This is a genomic window from Marinobacter lacisalsi (assembly GCF_042651045.1).
Classification (GTDB): Bacteria; Pseudomonadota; Gammaproteobacteria; order Pseudomonadales; family Oleiphilaceae; genus Marinobacter; species Marinobacter lacisalsi.
In genome coordinates this window covers 1-20942 of record NZ_JBHSDI010000052.1, presented here as the reverse complement: position 1 = coordinate 20942, position 20942 = coordinate 1, and the positions used below count along the sequence as shown (strand labels likewise).

The 20942-nt window shown below is 58.7% G+C and carries 17 protein-coding genes and 1 tRNA gene; 7 read left to right on the top strand and 11 right to left on the bottom strand.

The features are described 5' to 3' along the window. Positions 1 to 12 precede the first annotated feature (12 nt). From ACFOZ5_RS14420 to ACFOZ5_RS14405, 4 genes are read right to left on the bottom strand one after another with little or no spacing between them, the layout of a single operon-like run. The gene (locus ACFOZ5_RS14420) at positions 13 to 1740 is read right to left on the bottom strand and encodes a sugar phosphorylase (protein WP_379888515.1); all 1728 of its coding nucleotides are present in this window, start codon (positions 1738 to 1740) and stop codon (positions 13 to 15) included. After that, the gene (locus ACFOZ5_RS14415; protein WP_379888514.1) at positions 1737 to 2960 is read right to left on the bottom strand and encodes a glycosyl transferase; all 1224 of its coding nucleotides are present in this window, start codon (positions 2958 to 2960) and stop codon (positions 1737 to 1739) included. Before ACFOZ5_RS14415 ends, ACFOZ5_RS14420 begins: the two co-directional genes overlap by 4 nt. Positions 2961 to 3014: 54 nt before the next feature. Continuing rightward, positions 3015 to 3821, bottom strand: coding sequence for an HAD-IIB family hydrolase (locus ACFOZ5_RS14410; protein ID WP_379888512.1), 807 nt, complete (start codon positions 3819 to 3821; stop codon positions 3015 to 3017). Positions 3822 to 3826: 5 nt separating this feature from the next. Further along, positions 3827 to 4753, bottom strand: coding sequence for a hypothetical protein (locus ACFOZ5_RS14405; protein WP_379888510.1), 927 nt, complete (start codon positions 4751 to 4753; stop codon positions 3827 to 3829). A 136-nt stretch (positions 4754 to 4889) separates the two neighbouring features. Here ACFOZ5_RS14405 and ACFOZ5_RS14400 point away from each other — a divergent pair, with 136 nt between their 5' ends. Further along, a complete protein-coding gene (locus ACFOZ5_RS14400; RefSeq protein WP_379888508.1) occupies positions 4890 to 6350 on the top strand; it encodes a protein adenylyltransferase SelO in 1461 nt (486 codons plus the stop codon). A gap of 88 nt (positions 6351 to 6438) precedes the next feature. On the opposite strand, the gene ACFOZ5_RS14395 is transcribed toward ACFOZ5_RS14400, so the two are convergent. Both ACFOZ5_RS14395 and ACFOZ5_RS14390 read right to left on the bottom strand, forming a co-directional pair. Further along, the gene (locus tag ACFOZ5_RS14395) at positions 6439 to 6756 is read right to left on the bottom strand and encodes a hypothetical protein (protein ID WP_379888506.1); all 318 of its coding nucleotides are present in this window, start codon (positions 6754 to 6756) and stop codon (positions 6439 to 6441) included. 43 nt (positions 6757 to 6799) lie between these two features. Beyond that, positions 6800 to 7387: a hypothetical protein gene (locus ACFOZ5_RS14390; RefSeq protein WP_379888504.1), complete on the bottom strand. Its 588-nt coding sequence runs from the start codon at positions 7385 to 7387 to the stop codon at positions 6800 to 6802. A 398-nt stretch (positions 7388 to 7785) separates the two neighbouring features. Here ACFOZ5_RS14390 and ACFOZ5_RS14385 point away from each other — a divergent pair, with 398 nt between their 5' ends. Then, the gene (locus ACFOZ5_RS14385; protein ID WP_379888502.1) at positions 7786 to 8331 is read left to right on the top strand and encodes a hypothetical protein; all 546 of its coding nucleotides are present in this window, start codon (positions 7786 to 7788) and stop codon (positions 8329 to 8331) included. A gap of 72 nt (positions 8332 to 8403) precedes the next feature. Here ACFOZ5_RS14385 and ACFOZ5_RS14380 read toward each other — a convergent pair whose 3' ends face one another. Continuing rightward, complete coding sequence (locus ACFOZ5_RS14380) at positions 8404 to 9918, bottom strand: fumarate hydratase (RefSeq protein WP_379888500.1); 1515 nt, start codon at positions 9916 to 9918, stop codon at positions 8404 to 8406. A gap of 227 nt (positions 9919 to 10145) precedes the next feature. On the opposite strand from ACFOZ5_RS14380, the gene ACFOZ5_RS14375 reads away from it, so the two are divergent. Further along, positions 10146 to 10919, top strand: coding sequence for an enoyl-CoA hydratase (locus ACFOZ5_RS14375; RefSeq protein WP_379888498.1), 774 nt, complete (start codon positions 10146 to 10148; stop codon positions 10917 to 10919). Between the two features lie 78 nt (positions 10920 to 10997). Here ACFOZ5_RS14375 and ACFOZ5_RS14370 read toward each other — a convergent pair whose 3' ends face one another. Both ACFOZ5_RS14370 and rmuC read right to left on the bottom strand, forming a co-directional pair. Then, on the bottom strand, positions 10998 to 11822 hold the full coding sequence (locus ACFOZ5_RS14370; protein ID WP_379888496.1) for a hypothetical protein: 825 nt from the start codon (positions 11820 to 11822) through the stop codon (positions 10998 to 11000). Between the two features lie 34 nt (positions 11823 to 11856). Next, positions 11857 to 13431, bottom strand: a complete 1575-nt coding sequence (rmuC, locus tag ACFOZ5_RS14365) for a DNA recombination protein RmuC (RefSeq protein ID WP_379888556.1) — start codon at positions 13429 to 13431, stop codon at positions 11857 to 11859. Positions 13432 to 13710: 279 nt separating this feature from the next. Here rmuC and ACFOZ5_RS14360 point away from each other — a divergent pair, with 279 nt between their 5' ends. The 3 genes from ACFOZ5_RS14360 to ACFOZ5_RS14350 are packed head-to-tail and all read left to right on the top strand — an operon-like array spanning position 13711 to position 16975. Continuing rightward, positions 13711 to 14496 (top strand): ATP-dependent zinc protease family protein, encoded by a 786-nt coding sequence (locus ACFOZ5_RS14360; RefSeq protein WP_379888494.1) that lies wholly within the window; start codon positions 13711 to 13713, stop codon positions 14494 to 14496. 11 nt (positions 14497 to 14507) lie between these two features. After that, positions 14508 to 16025 (top strand): inactive transglutaminase family protein, encoded by a 1518-nt coding sequence (locus ACFOZ5_RS14355; protein WP_379888492.1) that lies wholly within the window; start codon positions 14508 to 14510, stop codon positions 16023 to 16025. Beyond that, positions 16022 to 16975: an alpha-L-glutamate ligase-like protein gene (locus ACFOZ5_RS14350; protein WP_379888490.1), complete on the top strand. Its 954-nt coding sequence runs from the start codon at positions 16022 to 16024 to the stop codon at positions 16973 to 16975. The genes ACFOZ5_RS14355 and ACFOZ5_RS14350 overlap by 4 nt, the downstream gene beginning before the upstream one ends. A 77-nt stretch (positions 16976 to 17052) precedes the next feature. Here the strand turns inward: ACFOZ5_RS14350 and ACFOZ5_RS14345 are convergent, their stop codons facing one another. After that, a complete protein-coding gene (locus ACFOZ5_RS14345; protein WP_379888488.1) occupies positions 17053 to 18648 on the bottom strand; it encodes a BCCT family transporter in 1596 nt (531 codons plus the stop codon). Between the two features lie 211 nt (positions 18649 to 18859). Continuing rightward, positions 18860 to 20488, bottom strand: a complete 1629-nt coding sequence (locus ACFOZ5_RS14340; RefSeq protein ID WP_379888554.1) for an FMN-binding glutamate synthase family protein — start codon at positions 20486 to 20488, stop codon at positions 18860 to 18862. A gap of 266 nt (positions 20489 to 20754) precedes the next feature. On the opposite strand from ACFOZ5_RS14340, the gene ACFOZ5_RS14335 reads away from it, so the two are divergent. Then, positions 20755 to 20831 (top strand) — tRNA-Pro (locus ACFOZ5_RS14335). Positions 20832 to 20942 lie beyond the last annotated feature (111 nt).

The following is a 20942-nucleotide window of genomic DNA, read 5'->3' as shown; positions in this document are numbered from 1 at the left end:
GGGACGTAACGGCTAGCGGTTTGCCAGCCACACCACCTGGTAGGGCTTCAGCGTCAGGCATCCGGACAGGTCTTCAACAGGGTCCCCGCTGATCAGGTCCCGCCAGTGGTCGGTGCCGATCAGGTTGATGTCCGCCAGGGATACCTGCTGCACCTCGTCGGTGATGTTATGGATGCAGAAAATCGACTGGTCCCGGCGCATGCTCTGCCGCCAGAACCCGAAAATTTTCAGGCCCAGGTGCAGGGTGAACTGGGTGGCATTGGGATGGAACGCCGGCTGGGCCCGGCGGATGTTGATCAGCCGGGTCAACTGGGTGAACACCTGGCAGTGATGGCTCAACGGGTTTTCCAGCTCCGTCTCCAGCTTGTCGATGTCCCACTGGCCACGGTTGATGGAGCGCAGGCGGCCGGTGTGTTCCATGCGGGCATAGTCATTACCGGTGCCCAGCAGGCTGTGGATGTAAAACGCCGGAATACCTTCCAGGGCCAGCATGATGGCATGGGCACAAAGGAAACGCGGCAACTGCCACTGATCCGGGCCATGCTCCTCGGTGCCCTTGAGCGCATCCCACAGGGAGATATTGATCTCATAGGGCTGGCTGTCGCCGTTGCCAAGCCGGCGATAGGACACCTTGCCGCCAAAGGTTTCCATACTCCGGATCAGCGCCTCTTTCTCCTCCTCACTCAGCAGACCATCCGTCGGCCGCAGGCCAACGCCATCATGGGAGGCTATAAAGTTCAGGTAGGTGGTGCCCATCTGGGCCGGCGGCATGCTCATCAGCCAGGTTTTCAGGTGCCGGCTGTTACCACTGACCAGGGTGTTGATCAGCAACGGCGGCAACGAGAAGTTATAGATGACATGGGCTTCGTTGGCGTTGCCAAAATAGGTCAGGTTCTCGCGATTGGGCACGTTGGTTTCGGTGATCAGGGTGGCCTCCGGTGTGTGGTGCTCCACCAGCAGGCGCATGATCTTGATCAGCTCGTGGGTCTGCTGCAGGTGGATGCAGGGGGTGCCCGGCTCCTTCCACAGGTAGGCCACCGCATCCAGCCGGAAGATGCGCACACCCTGCTCCAGGTAGAACCGGATAATCTGCACGAACTCCAACAGCACCTGGGGGTTGGCAAAATTCAGGTCTACCTGATCCTCACTGAAGGTGCACCAGACATGGCGTTCGCCGTCTTCGGTCTGTACCGGGACCAGCAGCCGGGACGTCCGGGGCCGCACCACTCCGCTCAGATCCAGACCCGGGTCCGCCTCGAAAAAGTAGTCTTTGCCCGGGTGTTCCCTGCGCCGGAAGTTCTCGAACCAGCGACTGCGGGCAGACATGTGATTGACCACCAGGTCCGCCATCAGTTTGTAACCCGATGCGATATCACGGATGTCGTCCCACTCTCCCAGCGACTCATTGACCTGGCGATAGTCCATAACCGAGAAGCCGTCGTCCGAGCTATAGGGAAAAAAGGGCAACACATGAACCGCATTGACCGTGCCCTTGAGGCAGTCATCCAGGAACCGCTTCAGGGTATGCAGCGGTTTCTCCCCCGGCGCCTGCACGGAGTCCCCGTAGGTAATAAGCAGAATGTCAGACTCGTCCCAGTTGTTCCGGTGGGGCGGCGGCCCGGGGCTGTCGTCCTCGAGCCCCATGGCCTCCAGCAGCTCGGTGGCCAGCCAGCTGGTATTCAGGGCGGGATACACCTGTTCCAGCATGCCAGTCAGTTTCTGTATCAACACGTCACTCATGGAGCATATTCCCGGTTATCCAGTTCCACCGCTTCCGCCATCTCCGACATCAGGTCGGGCAAGGCACTGACTACCCGGCTCCAGCTGGGAATAAAAGGTGCGTCCATGGGGTTATCCAGGAAATAATTGCCGGCTTCCATGACATTGCGGGCAAACATCTCCACGGCCTGCTCCTCGCTATGACGGTCAATGGTCAGGCCGTTGATCAGGGCATCGGCCTGATAGGTTTCAATAAAATCCAGGGCAATCCGGTAATAGGTGGCCTTGATGGTGCGGAACTCCTCGGTGGAGAGCACCTCGCCATTGGTCGCCAGCTTGCGGAACAGGGCCTTGCAGATATCCATGCTCATCTTCGACAGACCCTTGCTGGCATCCTCCGGCGACAGCTCCTGGTGCTTGTGGTCGTAGTTGTCCGCGATATCCACCTGACACAGACGGTTGGTGGCGTAGTTTCGGCGCATCTCGGAGAGCACGCCGATTTCCAGCCCCCAGTCACTGGGGATCCGCAGGTCGCTGATGACGTCCCGGCGCAGGGAGAATTCCCCCGCCAGCGGGTAGCGGAAGCTGTCCATGTAGTCCAGGAACTCCCGCTGGCCACAGACCTTTTTCAGGGCCCTCAACAGCGGCGTCACCAGCAGCCGGCTCACCCGGCCGTTCATGCTGCCGTCGGCGACACGGGCGTAGTAGCCCTTACAGAACATGTAATTGAACGCCGGGTTGGCCACCGGATAGATCAGCCGCGCCAGCATATCGCGGGAATAGGTCAGGATGTCGCAGTCATGCAGGGCGACGGACCGGCTGCGCCCCGACGCCAATACGTAGCCGAAGCAGTACCAGACGTTGCGCCCCTTGCCCATCTCGGTGGGCGCCAGTCCCTGCTCCCGCAGTTTCAGGTCAATCCCCCGCAGGCGCGGGCCGTCGTTCCAGAGTACCTTGACGTTCTGGGGCAGCTCCGAGAAATAGGCCATGGCGTGACGGTATTGCTCTTCACTGGCACGGTCCAGGCCAATGACGATCTCCTCAAGGTAGGGCACCGCCTTCAGCTCCTGCACGATATTGGCCAGTGCCGGGCCTTCCAGCTCCGAATAAAGCGAGGGCAATACCAGCGCCATTGGGCGGGTCTTGCTGAACCCGACCAGCTCCTGCTCCAGATCCTCAACGGGTCGGCGTGTCAGGTTATGAAGGGTGGTAACGATGCCGTTCTGGTAAAAATCCCCCATAGGGACTCTCCTTGAATGTTCGGATAACTGCCGGAAACCGTATTCATCCCGGCTTCAGCTGTAGCCGTACCGGGAAAGAACCTCCAGCACGCAGCGGTTCCAGCCGACCGGCCCCGGCTCAGCAGAGCGGATCACCGGATGTGACGACGGTAGCTGGATCCGGCCGGCGTTCTCGCCTGCGATGATGATTGCAAGGTCCGCGCCAGCGAGCATTGCCTGATCGTTCGGGCTATCCCCCAGGGCAACGGCAACACATCGATAGTGCGGGGTCTGGGCGCGGTATCGCTGCATCAGCTGAACCATGCCGTCGGCCTTGTCGAACTGGCCCATCACATGCAGGAAGCGACCTCCCTGCTGCAGGACCAGCCCCCTGTCTGACAGGTCACGGCGAAAACGCTCCAGTTCCGCGGCCGTGCCCTGCCACTGGAGGGGTTCGGTACCAATACGGTCCGCCGCCCTTCTGGCCGACTCCTCGTCGAGCCCGGTCAGCCTCGCCAGCTGGGCAGGTGACAGGTCCGCAAACCCGGTAAACCGATAGCCCCTGGCCTTCAGGACGCCCAGTGTCTCAAGGATCGAGGCGCGGGACGCGCCGGTGGTAATCACCTCCTCTGGGCCAGCGCCAAAATAACCCGCCGGTATGACCACGCCAGCGCCATTCTCCACGATGTAAGGGTGGCCGTTATCGAGCTGCTGCCGCAATGCCCGTATTTCCGGCCCGGTCTTGCTCGAGTTGAGTACCAGGGGAATGCCCAGAGCATCCAGACGCTGCAATGCCGGGCGGGCCGGGCGCCAGTCGTAGGTGTCGTGGTCCAGCAGGGTGCCATCAAGATCACTGAACAGGATCAGGCGCGGCTTGGACATATACGCTAGACCTGAGTCAGGTTGTGGTCTTCATCCAGCTTGAGCAGCACATCGGCACGTTCAGGCATCTCGGCCAGGCAGTGGCGGGTGATCCGTTCGTAGTGCATGACGAACCGGTCCAGCTCCTGCTCACTCATGATGCGCACTTCCGGTGCAGGACGCCCGGCGTTCTCGCCCACTTTTGGGGCACTCTGGTAGCGCTCCGCCAGCTTGCGCTCCTGCTCGATGCGCCAGCGCTTCACAGCCTCCATCGAGGGGGCTTTCAGCATGATCAGTAAATCCAGCCGCTCGAAGAAAGCCCGGTACGGGCCCCGTAACTGCTCGTTCACGTAGCGGCGCCAGCGGCCGTCCCGATCATCGTTTTCCTCCAGGGAATTCAGTGGACGCTCCAGGGCTTCATCGGATTCCGGCCGGGCGCCCAGGCACCACCCTTCCAACAGGATAATGTCCGGGTGGCCAATGAACAGCGGCCAGTTCTCTTCAGGCTCTCGGTCATCCAGTGCCTTGTTGAAGGTGGGCATGGCCGTGCGTGAACCAGCGTTTGCCTGGAGCAGCCTGTCGATCACCCGGTTGCCCAGCTCAAGGTCGTGGGTTCCCGGAACGCCACGGGTAATCAGCAGCGGGTGAACCTCCTGCGCCAGTTCTGACCGGTCCTCGCGGGTGCAATAAATGTCATCCAGGGACAGGCTGGCCGTGGGGCATTTGTAACGATAGGCCAGCATGACCCGCAGAAAATCCGTCAGCGTGGATTTGCCGGTTCCCTGGGCCCCATGGATACCCACCACCAGAGGTGTGTCCGCGTGCTTGCTGGCCTGATACAGTGACAGAGCCAGGGGCTCGAGCACATCCCGTACCGTGCGTCGGTACTCCGGCGGCAACTGATGCTGGGTCATCAGGGCTTCGAGGGCGTCATCAATGTCGGTATTGGGCATGGCTTTGGCTCCAGGTGCTCACGTTGAAGGGATCAGTGCAGGTTCCGTACCAGCGACAGGCGTCCCTCCGGCAGATCATTCGATATCAGTATAGGAGCAGAATGGCCCCCGGCCAGCAGGCTGGCGGTTAAACCCCATGGCTTACTTCAGCAATATCACCACCCGGCAACGCTACCTGGAGCTGCCGGACACTTTCTACAGCCACGTCCATCCTACGCCATTAAGGGGCGACATCCGGCTGGTGCACGTCAATAAAGAGCTGGCCCATGACATGGGACTGTCAGCGGCGGCACCGGAAGAGTGGGCCGATATCGGTGCCGGTCGCGCGCTGCCTGAAGGCATGACACCGGTAGCCATGAAGTACACGGGCCATCAGTTCGGCATGTACAACCCGGACCTGGGGGACGGCCGGGGCCTGCTGCTCTGGGAAACCGAAGGGCCGGACGGACGGGTGCGGGACTGGCACCTGAAGGGCGCCGGCCAGACCCCCTACTCCCGTTTTGGTGATGGCCGCGCGGTATTGCGCTCCACCATCCGTGAATACCTCTGCGGGGAGGCCATGCACTACCTGGGCATTCCTTCTACCCGATCGCTGTTCCTGGTGTCGTCCACGGAACCGGTACGGCGGGAGACCATCGAAACCGCAGCCGCACTGGTACGGGTGGCAGACACCCACATCCGCTTTGGGCACTTCGAATACGCGGCCCACCACCTCGGGCCTGATGCGGTGAAAACCCTGGCGGACCACACCATTCACCACCACTTTCCGGACCTGGAAGCCCTCCCGGACAACGAGCGCTATCCGGCTTTCTTTGTCGAAGTAATCCGCCGCACCGCCCGCACCATTGCCCGTTGGCAGGGCGTTGGTTTCTGTCATGGGGTGATGAACTCCGACAACATGTCCATCATCGGCGATACCTTCGACTATGGGCCTTACGCCTTTCTTGACGACTTCGACGCCCGCTACATCTGCAATCACACCGATCAGGGCGGCCGCTACGCCTATAACCGGCAGCCGGAAATCGGCTTTATCAACTGCCAGTTCCTGGCCCATGCGTTGACATCGCTGATAAACGAGGACGAGCTTCGCCGCTGCATGCGCGAGTATGAAACCACCTACAATGAGGCCTTCGTCAGTCTGATGCGCCAAAAACTCGGCCTGGCTCAGGCGGATAACAACGACCTGAGCCTGGTGATGGATACCTTCAGCATGCTCCATGAACACAGCATCGACTACACCCGCTTCTTCCGCGGGTTGTCCACCCTGCCCTCCCGGGGGCCTGCCCCGGTCAGGGATCTGTTCACGGATCGCCAGGTGGCCGATGAATGGCTCGACCGTTACCAGAACCGGTTGTCGTCGGAAAATCGATCACCGGAGGACCGGGAAGCGGACATGCGCCAGACCAATCCAAAGTACATCCTCCGGAATTATCTGGCACAGAAGGTTATTAAAGCGGCACAGGCCGGGGACGATCAGCCACTGGCAGATTTACTGGAAGTGTTGAAACGCCCTTTCGACGAGCAGCCGGAGTTCGAGGATTATGCCGCACTACCGCCGGACTGGGGCAAGCATATGGATATCAGTTGTTCTTCCTGAGGGTAAGGCAAGCCATATACCGATGCTGCAGCTATCGGAAACGAAAAAGGCGGGGTATGCCAACCACTCAAGACAAAACGCGGATCCCTCACTGGGCGTAGAACTGCCTGGCTGCTTCGCATTCCCAGTCACGCCCCACTTTCTTCGAGGCCTTTGCCTTCAATGAAGCAAAAGCCTCATCAGGAGGCAATTCAGATAGGTACTGAAAAAACGTATTGATTTCCGGGAGTTCATTCTCAACCCTGTTCGCCAATGCGTTCACGCGAGCGAACCCCTCCTGACCGTCTTTTTGCGCCTCGCCGTAAAGTTCACATAACCGATTATAAGCTTCAGCATCCTGCGCGGCAGACCGCTCACAGCCAGCCAAACCAATTACCAATCCCATGGAAAGCAGTATTATTCTCACCACCAGTCAACCTTTAAAAATAACGGATTTGAATTGAGTTTTACTAGAGGGTCAGGTCTTTTCTTTCTTCATGGATAAGCCAAGAGTGTCTGGTACCCGGTTTTCTATAGGGATCCACCAGAAAGTAAGACGACACATGGACCACTTTAAAAGAAGCGCCATCTTTTACCTTACCAATCTCTTCAACCTTCCAGAGCTCATCCCCAGCACGGGCCAGGACCTTTTGGCTTTTCTTCGCCACACTAAGTGCAGTACTACCCGCACTGAACAAAAGCGATGCTCCGCCAGAGACGAGGCCCACACCGGCCCCCAGTACAGCCGTCAGTACTGGGTAATTTCTGCCTCCCATCAGTTTGGTATTGAGAAGGGAGGTCACGTTGTCTTCGGATGCGATAGGCAAGGTCAAAACCTTGCGGACAGATTGACGATTCTGCGGCTGTTTCAGCGAGTTTGCGCCATTCTCCGGGAGGTGATCCCAATGGGAGTTTGCTATCAGCTTTGGCTTTATCAACTCCTCCGGATCACGCCCTTCCGCCTGCATGTACATATTAAAACCAGTCATGCCGGTGAGTATCCGGATTTCAGAATCAGCTCGTAGCTCTGGCAGGTGTCTGAGAATATCAGCACTCATAAATTCCCTTTTTATATCGTATGATCCGGTCTGTTCCTTACCGGGTGAGTCTCGTTATAAACAGAAGAATGACGTTAGCATTCATAGACGTAGGGTGCCAAGGTTACGTTCACAGCGAACACTCTCGCTAAGGTTACGGTTCTGCCATACTCCACCGCAGTTTTAGCGGAAGCAATATTGGCGTTTCTTAAAACGGTTTTATATCAACACCCTGCTTCAACTTCCATATTTGATTCAGCTTACGCAACCAGCCACTACAATACATAGATAATGTGTTTCATATTAAAACTGTTAATATCACAAACCGATCTAGATTGTTCATTTAGCAACCAGCTGCAGCCGCTAGACTGATAGTAGAATCTTCTGAACAGCGTCCCGACAAGGGAGGAGGACAGGTCATGAAACGATTGTTCTATCTGGTGGATTCCATCGACAGCGTGGATGAGATCTCTGACGACCTGCATAAGCACGGAGTCACTGACTGGCGGTTTCATATCGTCAGTAAGGACGAGGCAGGCCTCTTCCGCCATCATCTGCATACCGCCAGTATACTGGACCGCACCGACCTGCCACGATTTGTTGAACGGGGCGTTTTGATTGGTGCGCTGGCGGGCGTTCTCGTGGTTGGCACCCTGTCACTGATCATCGGTCTGAGTTTTCCCATGGGTGCATGGATAGCCCTGTTTGCCTTTTCCGTGGTGGCCGGCGGCTGGCTGGCGGGCTTCGGTGGCATCCAGAGTGAAAACTATCGCATCCGGCGCTTCCACGATGACATCGAGGCGGGCAAATATCTGGTCATGGTGGATGTACCGAAGCAGGATGAAGAGGAAATGAAACGCCTTATGGGCGCGCGCCACCCGGAAGCCGTCCTTCAGGGTGAAGGCAGCAGTTTCAACAATCCGTTCGCGGGATTGTCGCTACACAGGAAAGCCAGGGCTCACTGACCGACAAAACCGTCTTGAAAGCCCCTCCCCCATGCGGGCGAGGGGCCTTCATTCAGGCGCGGGACTGAACGATCATACAGCCTTGGCAGCGATGATCTTCTCCTGCCACTCTGCCGGACCGGTCTGGTGTACCGAACTGCCGCGGGAATCCACAGCCACGGTGACCGGCATGTCTTCCACTTCGAACTCGTAGATGGCTTCCATCCCCAGTTCCGGGAAAGCCACCACCTCGGCCTTCTTGATGGCCTTGGACACCAGGTAGGCTGAGCCACCAACGGCCATCAGGTAAACGGCGCCAAACTCGCGGATAGCATCGATGGCAACCTGGCCGCGCTCCGCCTTGCCGATCATGCCGGTCAGGCCGGTCTTCTCCAGCATGGTATGGGTAAACTTGTCCATGCGAGTGGCGGTAGTGGGACCGGCCGGGCCAACCACTTCCTCACGTACCGGGTCCACAGGGCCCACGTAGTAGATAAAGCGGCCCTTGAGATCCACCGGCAGTTCCTCACCCTTCTCGATCATATCCACCATCTTCTTGTGGGCGGCGTCACGGCCGGTCAGCATCTTGCCGGACAGCAGTACGGTTTCGCCCGGCTGCCAGTCCTTCACGTCGTCCGGAGTGACGGTGTCCAGGTTGACGCGGCGAACGTTGTCGCCCACCTCCCAGGTGATTTCCGGCCAGTCGTCCAGGCTCGGCGGAGTCTGCAGGGCCGGACCGGAGCCATCCAGCACAAAGTGCGCGTGGCGGGTGGCGGCACAGTTGGGAATAATGGCGACCGGCTTGTTGGCTGCGTGGGTGGGATAGTCCTTCACCTTCACGTCCAGCACGGTGGTCAGGCCACCCAGGCCCTGGGCGCCGATGCCCAGATCGTTGACCTTGTCGAACAGTTCCAGACGCAGTTCCTCGGCACGGTTGGAGGCACCGCGCTCCTTCAGGTCCTGGATATCAATCGGGTCCAGCAGGGATTCCTTGGCCATCTCCATGGCTTTCTCGGCGGTACCGCCAATGCCGATACCCAACATGCCCGGCGGGCACCAGCCGGCGCCCATCTGGGGCACCATCTTCAACACCCAATCCACCACCGAGTCGGACGGGTTCAGCATGGCAAACTTGGACTTGGCCTCGGAGCCGCCCCCCTTGGCCGCGACATGCACCTCCACCGTGTCGCCAGGCACCATCTTGTAGTGGATGATGGCCGGGGTGTTGTCACCGGTGTTCTGACGCTTGCCATCCGGGTCTGCCAGTATCGAGGCCCGCAGCACGTTGTCGGGGTGGGTATAGGCCTGACGCACGCCTTCATTAATGACGTCGTCCAGGGGCTGGTCGCACTCGAACTTCACGTTCATGCCGATGTTGACGAAGACGGTGACAATACCGGTGTCCTGGCAAAGCGGACGGTGACCCTGGGCGCACATGCGGGAGTTGATCAGAATCTGCGCCATGGCATCCTTGGCCGCCTGGGACTCTTCCCGCTGATAGGCCTCGTACACGCCCTGGATGAAGTCCTTGGGATGGTAATAGGAGATAAACTGCAGCGCGTCCGCTACGCTTTCGATCAGGTCGTCCTGGCGGATTACGGTGGTCATAGGCGTCTCATCAGTTTTCCGGTTGTTCGGGTGGGGGGCATCGATCTGCCGCCGGGAGGCGACCGCCCCGCAAAACGGCGCACAGTTTACCAGCAGGGCCAGATTTTATACAGGCTGCGCCAACCTTTGCATCCCGCTGCTGTTATGGGGTTTAATCCGGAGTCACGACAAAAGTCTAACGACTATCAGGCATTGCGGTGCCCACCAGAACAACTCAAGGAGCCCCCGTGAGCGAACACGTTTCCGTAACTATCCAGGATCAGGTCCAGATTCTTCGGTTGAACCGTCCTGAGCGCAAGAATGCCCTGAGCCAGGCCATGTACGCGGCCCTGGCGGACGCCATCCAGAACGCCGAGAACGACAACTCCATACGCTGTACGCTGATTACCGGCAGTGAGGAGTGCTTTACCGCAGGCAACGACCTGTCCGATTTCGCCGCCGGACCTGTGGGCGATTTCGAAACGTCCCCGGTTGGCCGCTTCCTGTTTGGCCTGGCATCCGCCGAGAAGCCGGTGGTGGCGGCTGTGAACGGCCCCGCCGTGGGCATAGGAACCACCATGCTGTTGCATTGCGACCTGGTATTTGCCGGCAACACCACTGCCTTCCAGATGCCCTTTGCCAACCTTGGCCTGTGCCCGGAAGGCGCCTCAAGCCTGTTGCTACCGGAATGGCTGGGCCGGGTGCGCGCGGCAGAGCTGTTGTTGCTGGGTGGCCGTTTCGATGCCCCCAAGGCTGCGGAACTGGGGCTGATCAATCGCGTATGCGAACCTGGCGCAACGGAAGAAGAGGCGCTTGCCGCCTGTCGTCAGTTGGCAGCCCAACCCCCGGCAGCCATTCGTGCCACCAAGCGCTTGCTGAACCGTCGCAATACCGCAGCGCTGCGGGACGCAATGCTGGCAGAAGGTGAGCTTTTCGGAGAGCGGCTGAAATCGCCCGAAGCGGCAGAAGCCTTCAAGGCATTCATGGAGAAGCGCAAGCCGGACTTTTCCTCGTTCTCCTGAAGCAATTCGCCAGCCCGGACACCGTCAGAAAAGGCGCCATCACTCGGCGCCTTTTCTGTTTCTGACTGGCTCAGCGCGTCAGGAACCGCTGTTTGGGGCCTGCATCTTGCGGATCAGGCTACCAAGGGTATTCGCCAGGACTTCGGCCTGATCCCGGTCATTGCCCAGTCGCAGGAAACGGGAGCCGTCCCGGGGATCATAGATCCAGCAGGACTCGGTGGCATTCTCGCAACTCCACTCAATCATCGGGCTGATACCATAGACCGGTAACAACAGGGTGGTCAGCTTGCGCCCGCCACCTTCCTGGTTACGGCTCTCCCGGAACTGTATCTCACCATTGTGGACAGAGGCCTGATAGTGCACATCCGGGGTACTGCCTTCACGGATCAGGCGGGGGTTTCGGCGCCATCCGGCGCGATCAAAGATCCGGTTCATCCGTCTCACCAGCGACTGGCGACTGGCGTCACTACCGGCCACGGTCTCGCCATCCTGCCCTGCGCCATTGGCCAGGACTATCTCCGCTACCGGCTCCTGGTCTGCTTCCGCGGTACCACGGCCAGAGGCCTGACCGGACCGAGCCTGCTCAATCGTGGTGATCAGCTTGAGGGACTCGGTATAGTACTTGCCGTCAGCCCCCGTGCCTGCCACATAGTTTTCCAGCGCGGACATGGCCTCATTGTAGTGTTCGGAGCGGGCCATCACCTGCCCCCGGTAGTACAGGTACTCCGGTGGTTTCTGCCCTTCCAGCTGTTGCAGCCGGTTCAGGTACTCAGCCGCGTCGCGCCAGCGCTCGGCTTCCACAGATTCCTCCACCGCCAGCATCAGCCGCTGGATTTCATGCTCGGCCGGCAATGCCAGAGCGCTGCCGGATACCAGCAGGCTTCCGGCCAAAGCCAGCCCCATGAGCGGGCCACACTTACGGTTTGCTGAAGGCGACTTACTCCTTGAGTACATCATTGCTTTCCTCATCTGTGCCTGCCTGATTGCTGTCGTCTTCCCCTTCCCGGGGCAGTTCGGCTGCAACCTCGTCATCCTCGCCGCCGGCATCGGCCTGGTCGGTGATCGTCCGCGGAAGTTCCTTCTTCACCCGCACCCCCAGCTCCACAAATTTGCTGGCCTGGGAAATCAGGTTACCACGGCCCCGGGTCAGGGTGTTCATGGCACCGTCGTAAGTGGTCTGCACTGTCTGCAGCTGCCCACCCATCCTTTCCAGCGTCTCGACAAACACCCGCAGTTTGTCATAGACGGCACTGGCCCGGTCGGCAATCTTGCGGGCATTCTGGCTCTGGCGTTCATATCGCCAGATGTTCTCGATGGTCCGTAATGTCGCCAAAAGAGTGGTTGGCGTTACTACGATAATCTTTTTCTCGAACGCTTCCGCGAACAGGTTCTCGTCATGCTGGAACGCCGCCACAAATGCCGGCTCGATGGGCATGAACAGCAACACGAAATCCGGCGAATGCAGGCCATTAAGCTGGCTGTAGTCCTTCTCGCTGAGGCTGCGGATATGCTGGCGCACCGCCTCTACGTGGGCCTTCAGGTGGTTCTCGCGCTCCACATCGTCTTCTTCGGTCACCCATTGCTGGTAGGCAAGCAGTGACACCTTGGAATCGATGATCAGGTTACGCTTGTCCGGCAGATGGACCACCACGTCCGGCCGCAACAACTGGCCATCGGTGTCCCGGTAACTACCCTGGGTATCGTATTCCACACCCTTTCGCAGCCCGGACTTCTCCAGCACCCGCTCCAGGATCAGTTCGCCCCAGTTGCCCTGGATTTTTTTGTCGCCTTTCAGGGCGCGGGTCAGGTTGGCCGCTTCCTCGGTGATCTGACGGTTCAGGTCCTGCAGCGATTTGATCTCGCTGCGCAGGGCCTGCCGGTCTTTGGTTTCCGTTGTATAGACATCCTCCACCCGTTTCCGGAAATCCTGTAGCTGGTCCCGGAACGGGTTGAGCAGGGTATCCAGGCTGGTGCGGGTCTGCTGGGTGAAACGTTCGCTCTTCTGCTCAAAAATGCGGTTGGCCAGGTTCTCGAACTCCTGTTTCAGGGCATCCCGGTTGCGTTCGAGCAACTCCAGTTTTTCGGTGGTGGCCTTGCGCTCCTTCTCCAGGGTCACATCCCGCTCCCTCAGAGTCATGCGCACCGATTCGAGTTCATGGGACAATTCATCCCGACGGCTCTGAAGATTGTCACGCTCCCGGCCCAAGCCATCCGCGCGGGCGCTTTCCGACTGTTTTTCGGCCTCCAGGGTGGCAACCCGCTGTTGCAGGCTGGCGGACTCTGCGCGCCAGTGTTCAGTGCGTTCTTCCAGCTCCCCCGCCCGCCTGGCGAGTACCTCGGCCCTGTCGGTGACCTGCTCCAGGCGCTGACGCTGCAACTCCTGGTCATGCTGGTGACGGGACAGATCCTGCTCAAGCTCCTGGCGCCGGCGCTGTTCTGACGCAAGTTGTCTGCCCAGCATTCGGACTCTCAGTAGCAGCAAGGCGGTAAGCACAATAAGTACAACACCCATTGCCACTACGGCAGGCTGCTCGATAATCTGCTCCCACGACGGATTCAAGACGTTCTGTCTCCCGCAATTTGTCGGCTGGTTTTCAGTAGGCTCGATTTATCAGTACTATACGCGAATTCCGGCCTGCTGTGGTCGGACCGATATCGGCCTGGTAACCGGTGATTACCGGGTAACGGGCTCTGAAAAGACCCGAGATGCTACGATCGTGAAGTTACCGTAAACTCGAACGAGGGACCGTTCATGTATAATCCGCGCGACCCGGACAGTCAGAGAGATACCATGTTGTCGACATCCAAACTGCTTGCGCCTGCCCTGCTCGCGCTGGCTGCCCTGTTTTCCGGTTGCGCCTCCGATACGGTCTTCGTCAAACGATACGAGATGCAGGGCCTGCAGGAATCCGTAGCCAGCCAGCAGGGTGACCTGACCCACCTGAAAGTTACCGGTGACAGGCATTATGAGGAGCTCAGAGAGCTTCAGACCGACGCCACCCAACGGATCATCGCCACCATTCAGCAGCAGGTGGAGCCTCCCAAATGCCCGCCCATTCCCAAGCCCCGCACTTGTGAAAACGACGAGTCACGGGATACTGGCACCAGTGACCGGGTCAAGGGGAAGCTGGTGGTTGGCGAAGTGGAAAAGGCCTTTCTCGTCGGCCCCAATTTCATCTACGACGCCCGTATCGACAGTGGCGCAGAAACTTCCTCCATGGACGCTCGTAATGTTCAGCGATTCGAGCGCGATGGCCAGGAATGGGTACGGTTCGACATCCCCGTGCCCGGTAAGGACGACACCTTTGAAACCCTGGAGCGAAAGGTGGTCCGCAATGTCCGGATCATCCAGGCTAACGAGGAGGATTACGAGCGCCGTGCGGTGGTCGAGCTGCAGTTCCGTATCGGCGACCATGAGCAAAAGGCCGAGTTTACCCTCACCGACCGGGGCCATCTCACCTACTCGCTGCTGATTGGTCGAAATATTCTGCGGGATGTGATGCTGATTGATGTGGGCAAGGAATATGGCACCGAGCTGCCCCGGTCCGTACGCACCAGTGCCATTGGCAGCAACTGAGGGCCTTTGTGTTGAAACAGCGTTCCCGTTATCCCTTCTATCTTGCCATTTTCCTGTTTATCGCCGGCGGCATCGCACTGGCCACCGCTCGCCATGTACAACTGGGTATTCCCTGGCTGGCGGGACAGCAGCAACCGGTCTGGATGGTGGAAGCCCGCATTGACTTCGAGGCAGTCGGCAACGAAGTTCTGGTCAGCCTGAACGTGCCAGACAATCCGCCGGGCTTCCGTGTACTGTCCCAACAGGCCGCCTCTCCCGGTTACGGTTTTTCGCTGATTGAGGACTCGGGTGACCTGAGGGCCGAATGGAGCATCCGCGAGGCCGATGGCCCCCAGACCCTCTATTTCAACGTGCAGTTGACGCCTGACGACGCCGACAACAGCGAGTCGCCATCCCAGGCACCGCAACCGGAGGCGGTTTTCTGGGAAGAGCCCAAGGCAACGGCGGTGGCCGAGGTGCTTGAACGGGCGGCCGCCAAATCGGCAAGCCCGGAAAGCATGACCCGCGAGCTGATCAAGCTGATGCAGGCCAACGACCCGGATCAGAACATCGCTCTCCTGCTGAACAACGAACCTTACGTCGCCCTGCTACAGCGCATGCTCAACCACGCCGGCATTCCTGCCCGGGTGGCGGATGGCCTGAAGCTTGAGGATGCCCGCCGCCTGCAACCCCTGCGTCCCTTCCTCCAGATCTATAACGGCGAACGCTGGCTGACATTCCATCCGGAAACCGGACAGCAGGGCCTGCCCGAAGACGTACTGCTGTGGCGCCAGGACGCCCTGTCACTGCTGGATGTGGTCGGTGGTGAAGACTCCCAGATCAGCTTCTCCATGCTTCAGCAGACGGTACCGGCGCTTCAGCTGGCCACCCGCGAAGGTGGGCAGAACGGGCTGGGGCTGGTCAGCCTGTACGAACTGCCCATTGAGGAACAGGGGATGTTCCGCATGCTGCTGTTGCTTCCGCTGGGGGCCCTGATGGTTGCCTTTATGCGCATTATTATCGGCGTGCGGACCTCCGGCACCTTCATGCCGGTACTTATCGCCGTTGCCTTCGTACAGACATCGCTGGTGCCCGGGCTGATTGCCTTCCTGTCCGTGGTCGCGGTAGGCCTGCTGATGCGAGGCTATCTGTCCAGTCTCAACCTGTTACTGGTGTCGCGAATATCGGCACTGATCATCCTGGTTATCGCCATCACCGCCGGCTTCAGCATTATTGGTTATCAGATGGGCTTCAATACCGGCATGACCGTTACTTTCTTCCCCATGGTCATCCTGGCGTGGACCATCGAGCGCATGTCTATCCTGTGGGAGGAGGACGGTGCCCGTGAGGTACTGATCCAGGGGTCCGGCAGCCTGTTCGTGGCGGTGCTGGCCTATCTGCTGATGGACGCTCCGCTGGCGCGACACCTGACATTCAACTTCCCGGAGCTGCACCTGGTCACCTTCGGGCTGATCCTGCTGATGGGACAATACACCGGTTACAAGCTGACGGAGTTGCGGCGCTTCCATCCGGTGAAGGAGTTCTCATGAGCTCCTGGATATCGCCATTCCGGCTCCGCAAGGCTGGCATCCTGGGGATGAACCAGCGCAATGTGGGCTACATTGCCCGCTACAATGACCGCAGCGCTTACCCGCTGGTGGATGACAAGCTGAAGACCAAACTGCTGGCCGAAGAGTACGACATCAAGACCCCACGGCTACGACAGGTGGTTCGTCAGCAGCATGAAATCGGACACTTCAGCGAGATGGCCGTTGACCTGGAAGGGTTCGCCATCAAACCATCCAAGGGGTCCGGCGGCAAGGGCATTACCGTCATTCAGCGCCGGGAAGGTGATGACCAGTATGTGAAGGCATCCGGGGCCCACCTGTCCCTGGAATACCTGAAACGGCACCTGAGCAACATCCTCGCCGGGCTCTACAGCCTGGGCGGCAAGCCTGATGTCGCCATTGTCGAGGACCTTGTGCGCCCGACTGCCCTGCTCTCGAAGTTTTCCTTCCAGGGAGTACCCGACATTCGCATTGTGGTCTTCCAGGGCTACCCGGTAATGGCCATGCTGCGTCTTTCCACCAGGGCCTCCGACGGCAAGGCCAACCTGCACCAGGGCGCCGTCGGTGTGGGTCTGGACATTGGCACCGGGCAGGCCCTCAATGCCGTGCAGTTCAATCGCCAGATCCTGTTGCACCCGGACACCGGGCTGCCAATGAACCAGCTCCAGATCGATGACTGGGATACCATGCTGATCATGGCCTCCCGCTGCTACGAAGCCACCGGCCTGGGATACATCGGCGTAGATCTGGTGCTTGACGAAAATGAAGGCCCCCTGCTGCTGGAGCTGAACGCCCGCCCGGGGTTGGCGATCCAGATGGCCAATGGCAAGGGGTTGTTGCCCCGCCTGGAAAACATCGAAGCCCTCAAGCGTCTGCATTTTACGCCGGAAAAGCGCGCAGCCTATGCCATGACCGCCTTCGGCGCCCGGTAAAACCAGCCACCAGAAACGCAAAAGGCCCCTCAGCGAGGGGCCTTTTGTTTATGCCTGTCTTTCACTTAGCGCGATCGCTACATTTTGCCTTCGGCGATCAGCAGCCCACGCTCGTGATTAAGACCTTTGAACAGGCTGTAGCACATTGCAAGCAGCACAAAGGTGAAGGGCAGACCTACACTCACTGCACCGGCCTGCAGGGCACTCAGTGCCTGGTCACCACCGATGTAAAGCAGTACCCCGGCAATAGCACCTTCAGTAACCGCCCAGAAAACCCGCTGGCCTTTCGGCGCATCGATCTTGCCACCAGAGGTGATGCTGTCGATCACCAGTGACCCGGAGTCTGAGGACGTCACAAAGAAGACCAGTACCAGTACAATACCAATAAACGAGGTAATGGCTGCCAGAGGCAGGTTCTCAAGCATCTGGAACATGGCCAGAGACTCGTCCGTAATACCTTCCGCTGCCAGTGCCCCTATGCCATTCTGAATCTGATCAATACCACTGCCACCAAACACGCTCATCCATACTACCGTGATAACGGTCGGAACAATCAGCACCGCTGTCACGAATTGGCGCACGGTACGGCCCTTGGATACGCGGGCGATGAACATGCCCACAAACGGTGACCAGGAAATCCACCAGGCCCAGTAGAACACGGTCCAGCCATGGAACCAGGTAGAGTCTTCCCGGCCAAACGGGTTGCTCAGTGAAAACATATTGGTGGCATATGAGGCCGTCGTTTGCCATATCCACTGGAAAATAGAGAGTGTGGAGCCGACAAACAGAACAAACAGAAGCAACAGGGCAGCAATGAAAATATTGAGATTGCTCAGCAGCTTGACACCACCGTGGATGCCCCGGAGAACGGAAATTGTCGCTATCGCCGTCACGCCTACAATCACGGCGATCTGGACGTTAAGGCCGCCCTCGATAGTCTCCGGAAACAGGAAACTCAACCCTGAGGCCGCCTGCTGGGCACCGAAGCCAAGAGAGGTGGCAAGCCCGAAGATGGTCGCCAGTACGGCCACAATATCGATAATATTGCCGGGCCAGCCCCAGACCCTGTCCCCCAGGATCGGGAAAAACGCGGAGCGGATGGTAAGTGGCAGCCCCTTGTTATAGGTGAAAAACGCGAGCGAAAGGCCGACCACAGCATAGATGGCCCACGGATGCAGACCCCAGTGATACATGGTGGCACCCATGGCCAGATTGGCACCTTCAGGCGTGTTCGGTTCAACGCCAAGAGGTGTACCAAACCAGTCGGTGTAATAGGCCGCAGGCTCTGCCACAGCCCAGAACATCAGGCCGATCCCCATACCGGCAGCGAACAGCATGGCGAACCAGGAAAGCAGCGAAAACTCGGGTTTGGCGTCAACGCCACCGATCCGGATCTTGCCCACAGGCATGAAGATCAGCGCCAGGCAGAAAATAACAAACAGGTTTGCACTGAGCAGGAAGCCCCAGTCAAAAAGTGCGATGGCGCCATTTTTGGCGCCTGCAAGCAGATTCCCCGCTCCCTCAGGGAAAATCAGGGTTCCGATAACAAACGCGAGAATCAGTATCGCAGTGAACGGAAACACGATGTTATGCATATCAAAACCGAACTTGGCGACATTGTCCTGCCCCACCACGTAGTCGGTATGATATTCATCTTTAACGACGTTACCCACTATGGAGTCTCCTATAGCTGTGAACTGTGGCAGCCAGCCAACGGCAGGCCACGCTAACATTACACAAGCGCAATGCTATTGCTTTGAACTCTAAGAATCAAAGTCTCAGCAAAATTAATGTGAGATTAAGCGAGTGTGCGAGCGTTATACGTACTGGTACTCATACGTCTCAGCATAGACGACAGACTTATACCTTTGCCAGAAGTGGGACTTAATGAATCTTGGATTCCCGAAGCTTGAGAATGAAGCCAGGGGGATCAAAGCTATCGGCACGGGCGTCGTCCCAGTATTTTTCGAACACTGAGTGGTGGGTCTGCCCTCCTTCAACCAGTACTCCCGGCTCGAGAAACGAATACAGATCCATGTACGAATGCACCGTGGTCCTGCTGACCCGCCTCACAATATGCTCGGGCCCCAGTTCCGAAGGGTGGCTCAGGCCAGCTGCGCCAAGCAGGTTTGCCAGCGCATCCAGGGTGTTGCGATGGAAGTTCGCCACACGCACACTCTTGTCAGCCACATCCAGCTTGCTGCCGCGCACACTGTCCTGGGTTGCCACGCCGCTGGGGCACTTTCCGGTATGACAGTTCATCGCCTGGATGCAGCCCAGGGCAAACATGTAACCCCGCGCAGCGTTGCACCAGTCCGCGCCCAGGGCCAGAATACGCGCAATATTGAACGCCGAGGTGATCTTGCCTGCCGCCCCGATGGCGATGTGCTCCCGGAGGTTGGCTCCCACCAGGGAATTGTGAACCAGCAGCAGGGCCTCAATCAGCGGCATACCCAAGCGATTGATGAACTCCAATGGCGCCGCCCCGGTACCGCCCTCACCGCCGTCGACGACAATAAAATCCGGGTGTCGCCCGGTCTCCAGCATGGCCTTGACGATGGCAAACCATTCCCAGGGGTGGCCAATGGCCAGCTTGAATCCCACCGGTTTGCCTCCGGAAAGCTCCCGTAACCGATCAATAAACTCCAGCAACTCCACCGGCGTGGAAAAGGCTGAGTGGCGGGATGGTGACACGACATCCTCAGCTACTGGAACGCCCCTCGCCTCGGCAATTTCCGGCGTGACCTTGGCACCGGGCAGGATACCGCCGTGTCCCGGTTTGGCACCCTGGGATAGTTTGAGCTCAATCATTTTCACCTGGTCGAGAGTGGCATTCTCGGTAAACTTTTCTTCACTGAACGTACCGTCCTCATTGCGACAACCGAAGTATCCGGAACCAATCTCCCACACCAGGTCACCACCGGGCTCCCGGTGGTAGCGGGAAATGGAGCCTTCACCCGTGTCGTGATAGAAGCCGCCGGCCTTCGCGCCCTTGTTCAGGGACAGGATGGCGTTGGCGGAAAGGGAACCGAAACTCATGGCTGAGATGTTGAACACACTGGCGCTATAGGGCTTCTCACGCCCTGCCCCGATGGTAATGCGGAAATCGGAATCCTTGATGTCCACCGGTCGGATGGAATGGTCCATCCACTCAAACCCCTCTCCGGCCATATCAAGCTGGGAGCCAAAAGGCCGCTTGTCCAGCACGTTCTTGGCCCGCTGGTAGACGAGCGCTCTCTGCTCGCGGGAGAAAGGACGTTCCTCGGTATCAGACTGGATGAAGTACTGGCGGATTTCCGGGCCGATGGATTCCAGGAAATAGCGAAAGTGAGCCAGTATCGGATAGTTCCGGCTGACCGTGTGCTGCCGCTGAAAGACGTCCCGCAGCCCCAGCACAACCAGTGCCAGAAAAACCACCCCCAGCAGCAGGAACTCGGTCGCCCAGTAAGCCAGGGGGATCGAGAGCAACAAGCCGGCAATACTCAACGCGAGCGCGCTGTAACGCAGCGGCATGGACCAGCGGGAAATCTTCAAGAGCGAACTCCGAATCCGGTTTCAGAAAGAGAATTGGTTGATAATCATGGGATTCTACAGCTCGCTACGGAAATGTCATGGCTATGGATGTGCCAATACAAAATTCCACCCAATGCCGGCCGCAGAGTGTTTATTTTTCAGAATGGCTAGTGTAGACTTCGCTCCCGCTAAGCCAGTGGGGGAAACCACTCTGGCCCGGAAGCCACGGAAGCACAGCTTCTGAACCCGGCTGTCCGGATGCGATTCGGGGCGTAGCGCAGCTTGGTAGCGCACTTGCATGGGGTGCAAGGGGTCGCAGGTTCAAATCCTGCCGTCCCGACCAATTCGAATGACCCGTCCTAAAATACGTTGACGGTTTTTGTTGAAGCCAGCGCCTTATGGGGGCTGGCTTTTTCATGTACCTCTTGGGGCGTTTTCATGCCCAGGCTGAGGT

Coding starts and splice junctions, on each gene's coding strand:
- ACFOZ5_RS14390 (WP_379888504.1), bottom strand. CDS start 7,387: ATGAGTGCTGATATTCTCAGACACCTGCCAGAGCTACGAGCTGATTCT.
- ACFOZ5_RS14415 (WP_379888514.1), bottom strand. CDS start 2,960: ATGGGGGATTTTTACCAGAACGGCATCGTTACCACCCTTCATAACCTG.
- ACFOZ5_RS14350 (WP_379888490.1), top strand. CDS start 16,022: ATGAGCTCCTGGATATCGCCATTCCGGCTCCGCAAGGCTGGCATCCTG.
- ACFOZ5_RS14340 (WP_379888554.1), bottom strand. CDS start 20,488: ATGCCGCTGCGTTACAGCGCGCTCGCGTTGAGTATTGCCGGCTTGTTG.
- rmuC (WP_379888556.1), bottom strand. CDS start 13,431: ATGGGTGTTGTACTTATTGTGCTTACCGCCTTGCTGCTACTGAGAGTC.
- ACFOZ5_RS14410 (WP_379888512.1), bottom strand. CDS start 3,821: ATGTCCAAGCCGCGCCTGATCCTGTTCAGTGATCTTGATGGCACCCTG.
- ACFOZ5_RS14370 (WP_379888496.1), bottom strand. CDS start 11,822: ATGGGGCTGGCTTTGGCCGGAAGCCTGCTGGTATCCGGCAGCGCTCTG.
- ACFOZ5_RS14405 (WP_379888510.1), bottom strand. CDS start 4,753: ATGCCCAATACCGACATTGATGACGCCCTCGAAGCCCTGATGACCCAG.
- ACFOZ5_RS14385 (WP_379888502.1), top strand. CDS start 7,786: ATGAAACGATTGTTCTATCTGGTGGATTCCATCGACAGCGTGGATGAG.
- ACFOZ5_RS14360 (WP_379888494.1), top strand. CDS start 13,711: ATGTTGTCGACATCCAAACTGCTTGCGCCTGCCCTGCTCGCGCTGGCT.
- ACFOZ5_RS14420 (WP_379888515.1), bottom strand. CDS start 1,740: ATGAGTGACGTGTTGATACAGAAACTGACTGGCATGCTGGAACAGGTG.
- ACFOZ5_RS14380 (WP_379888500.1), bottom strand. CDS start 9,918: ATGACCACCGTAATCCGCCAGGACGACCTGATCGAAAGCGTAGCGGAC.
- ACFOZ5_RS14400 (WP_379888508.1), top strand. CDS start 4,890: ATGGCTTACTTCAGCAATATCACCACCCGGCAACGCTACCTGGAGCTG.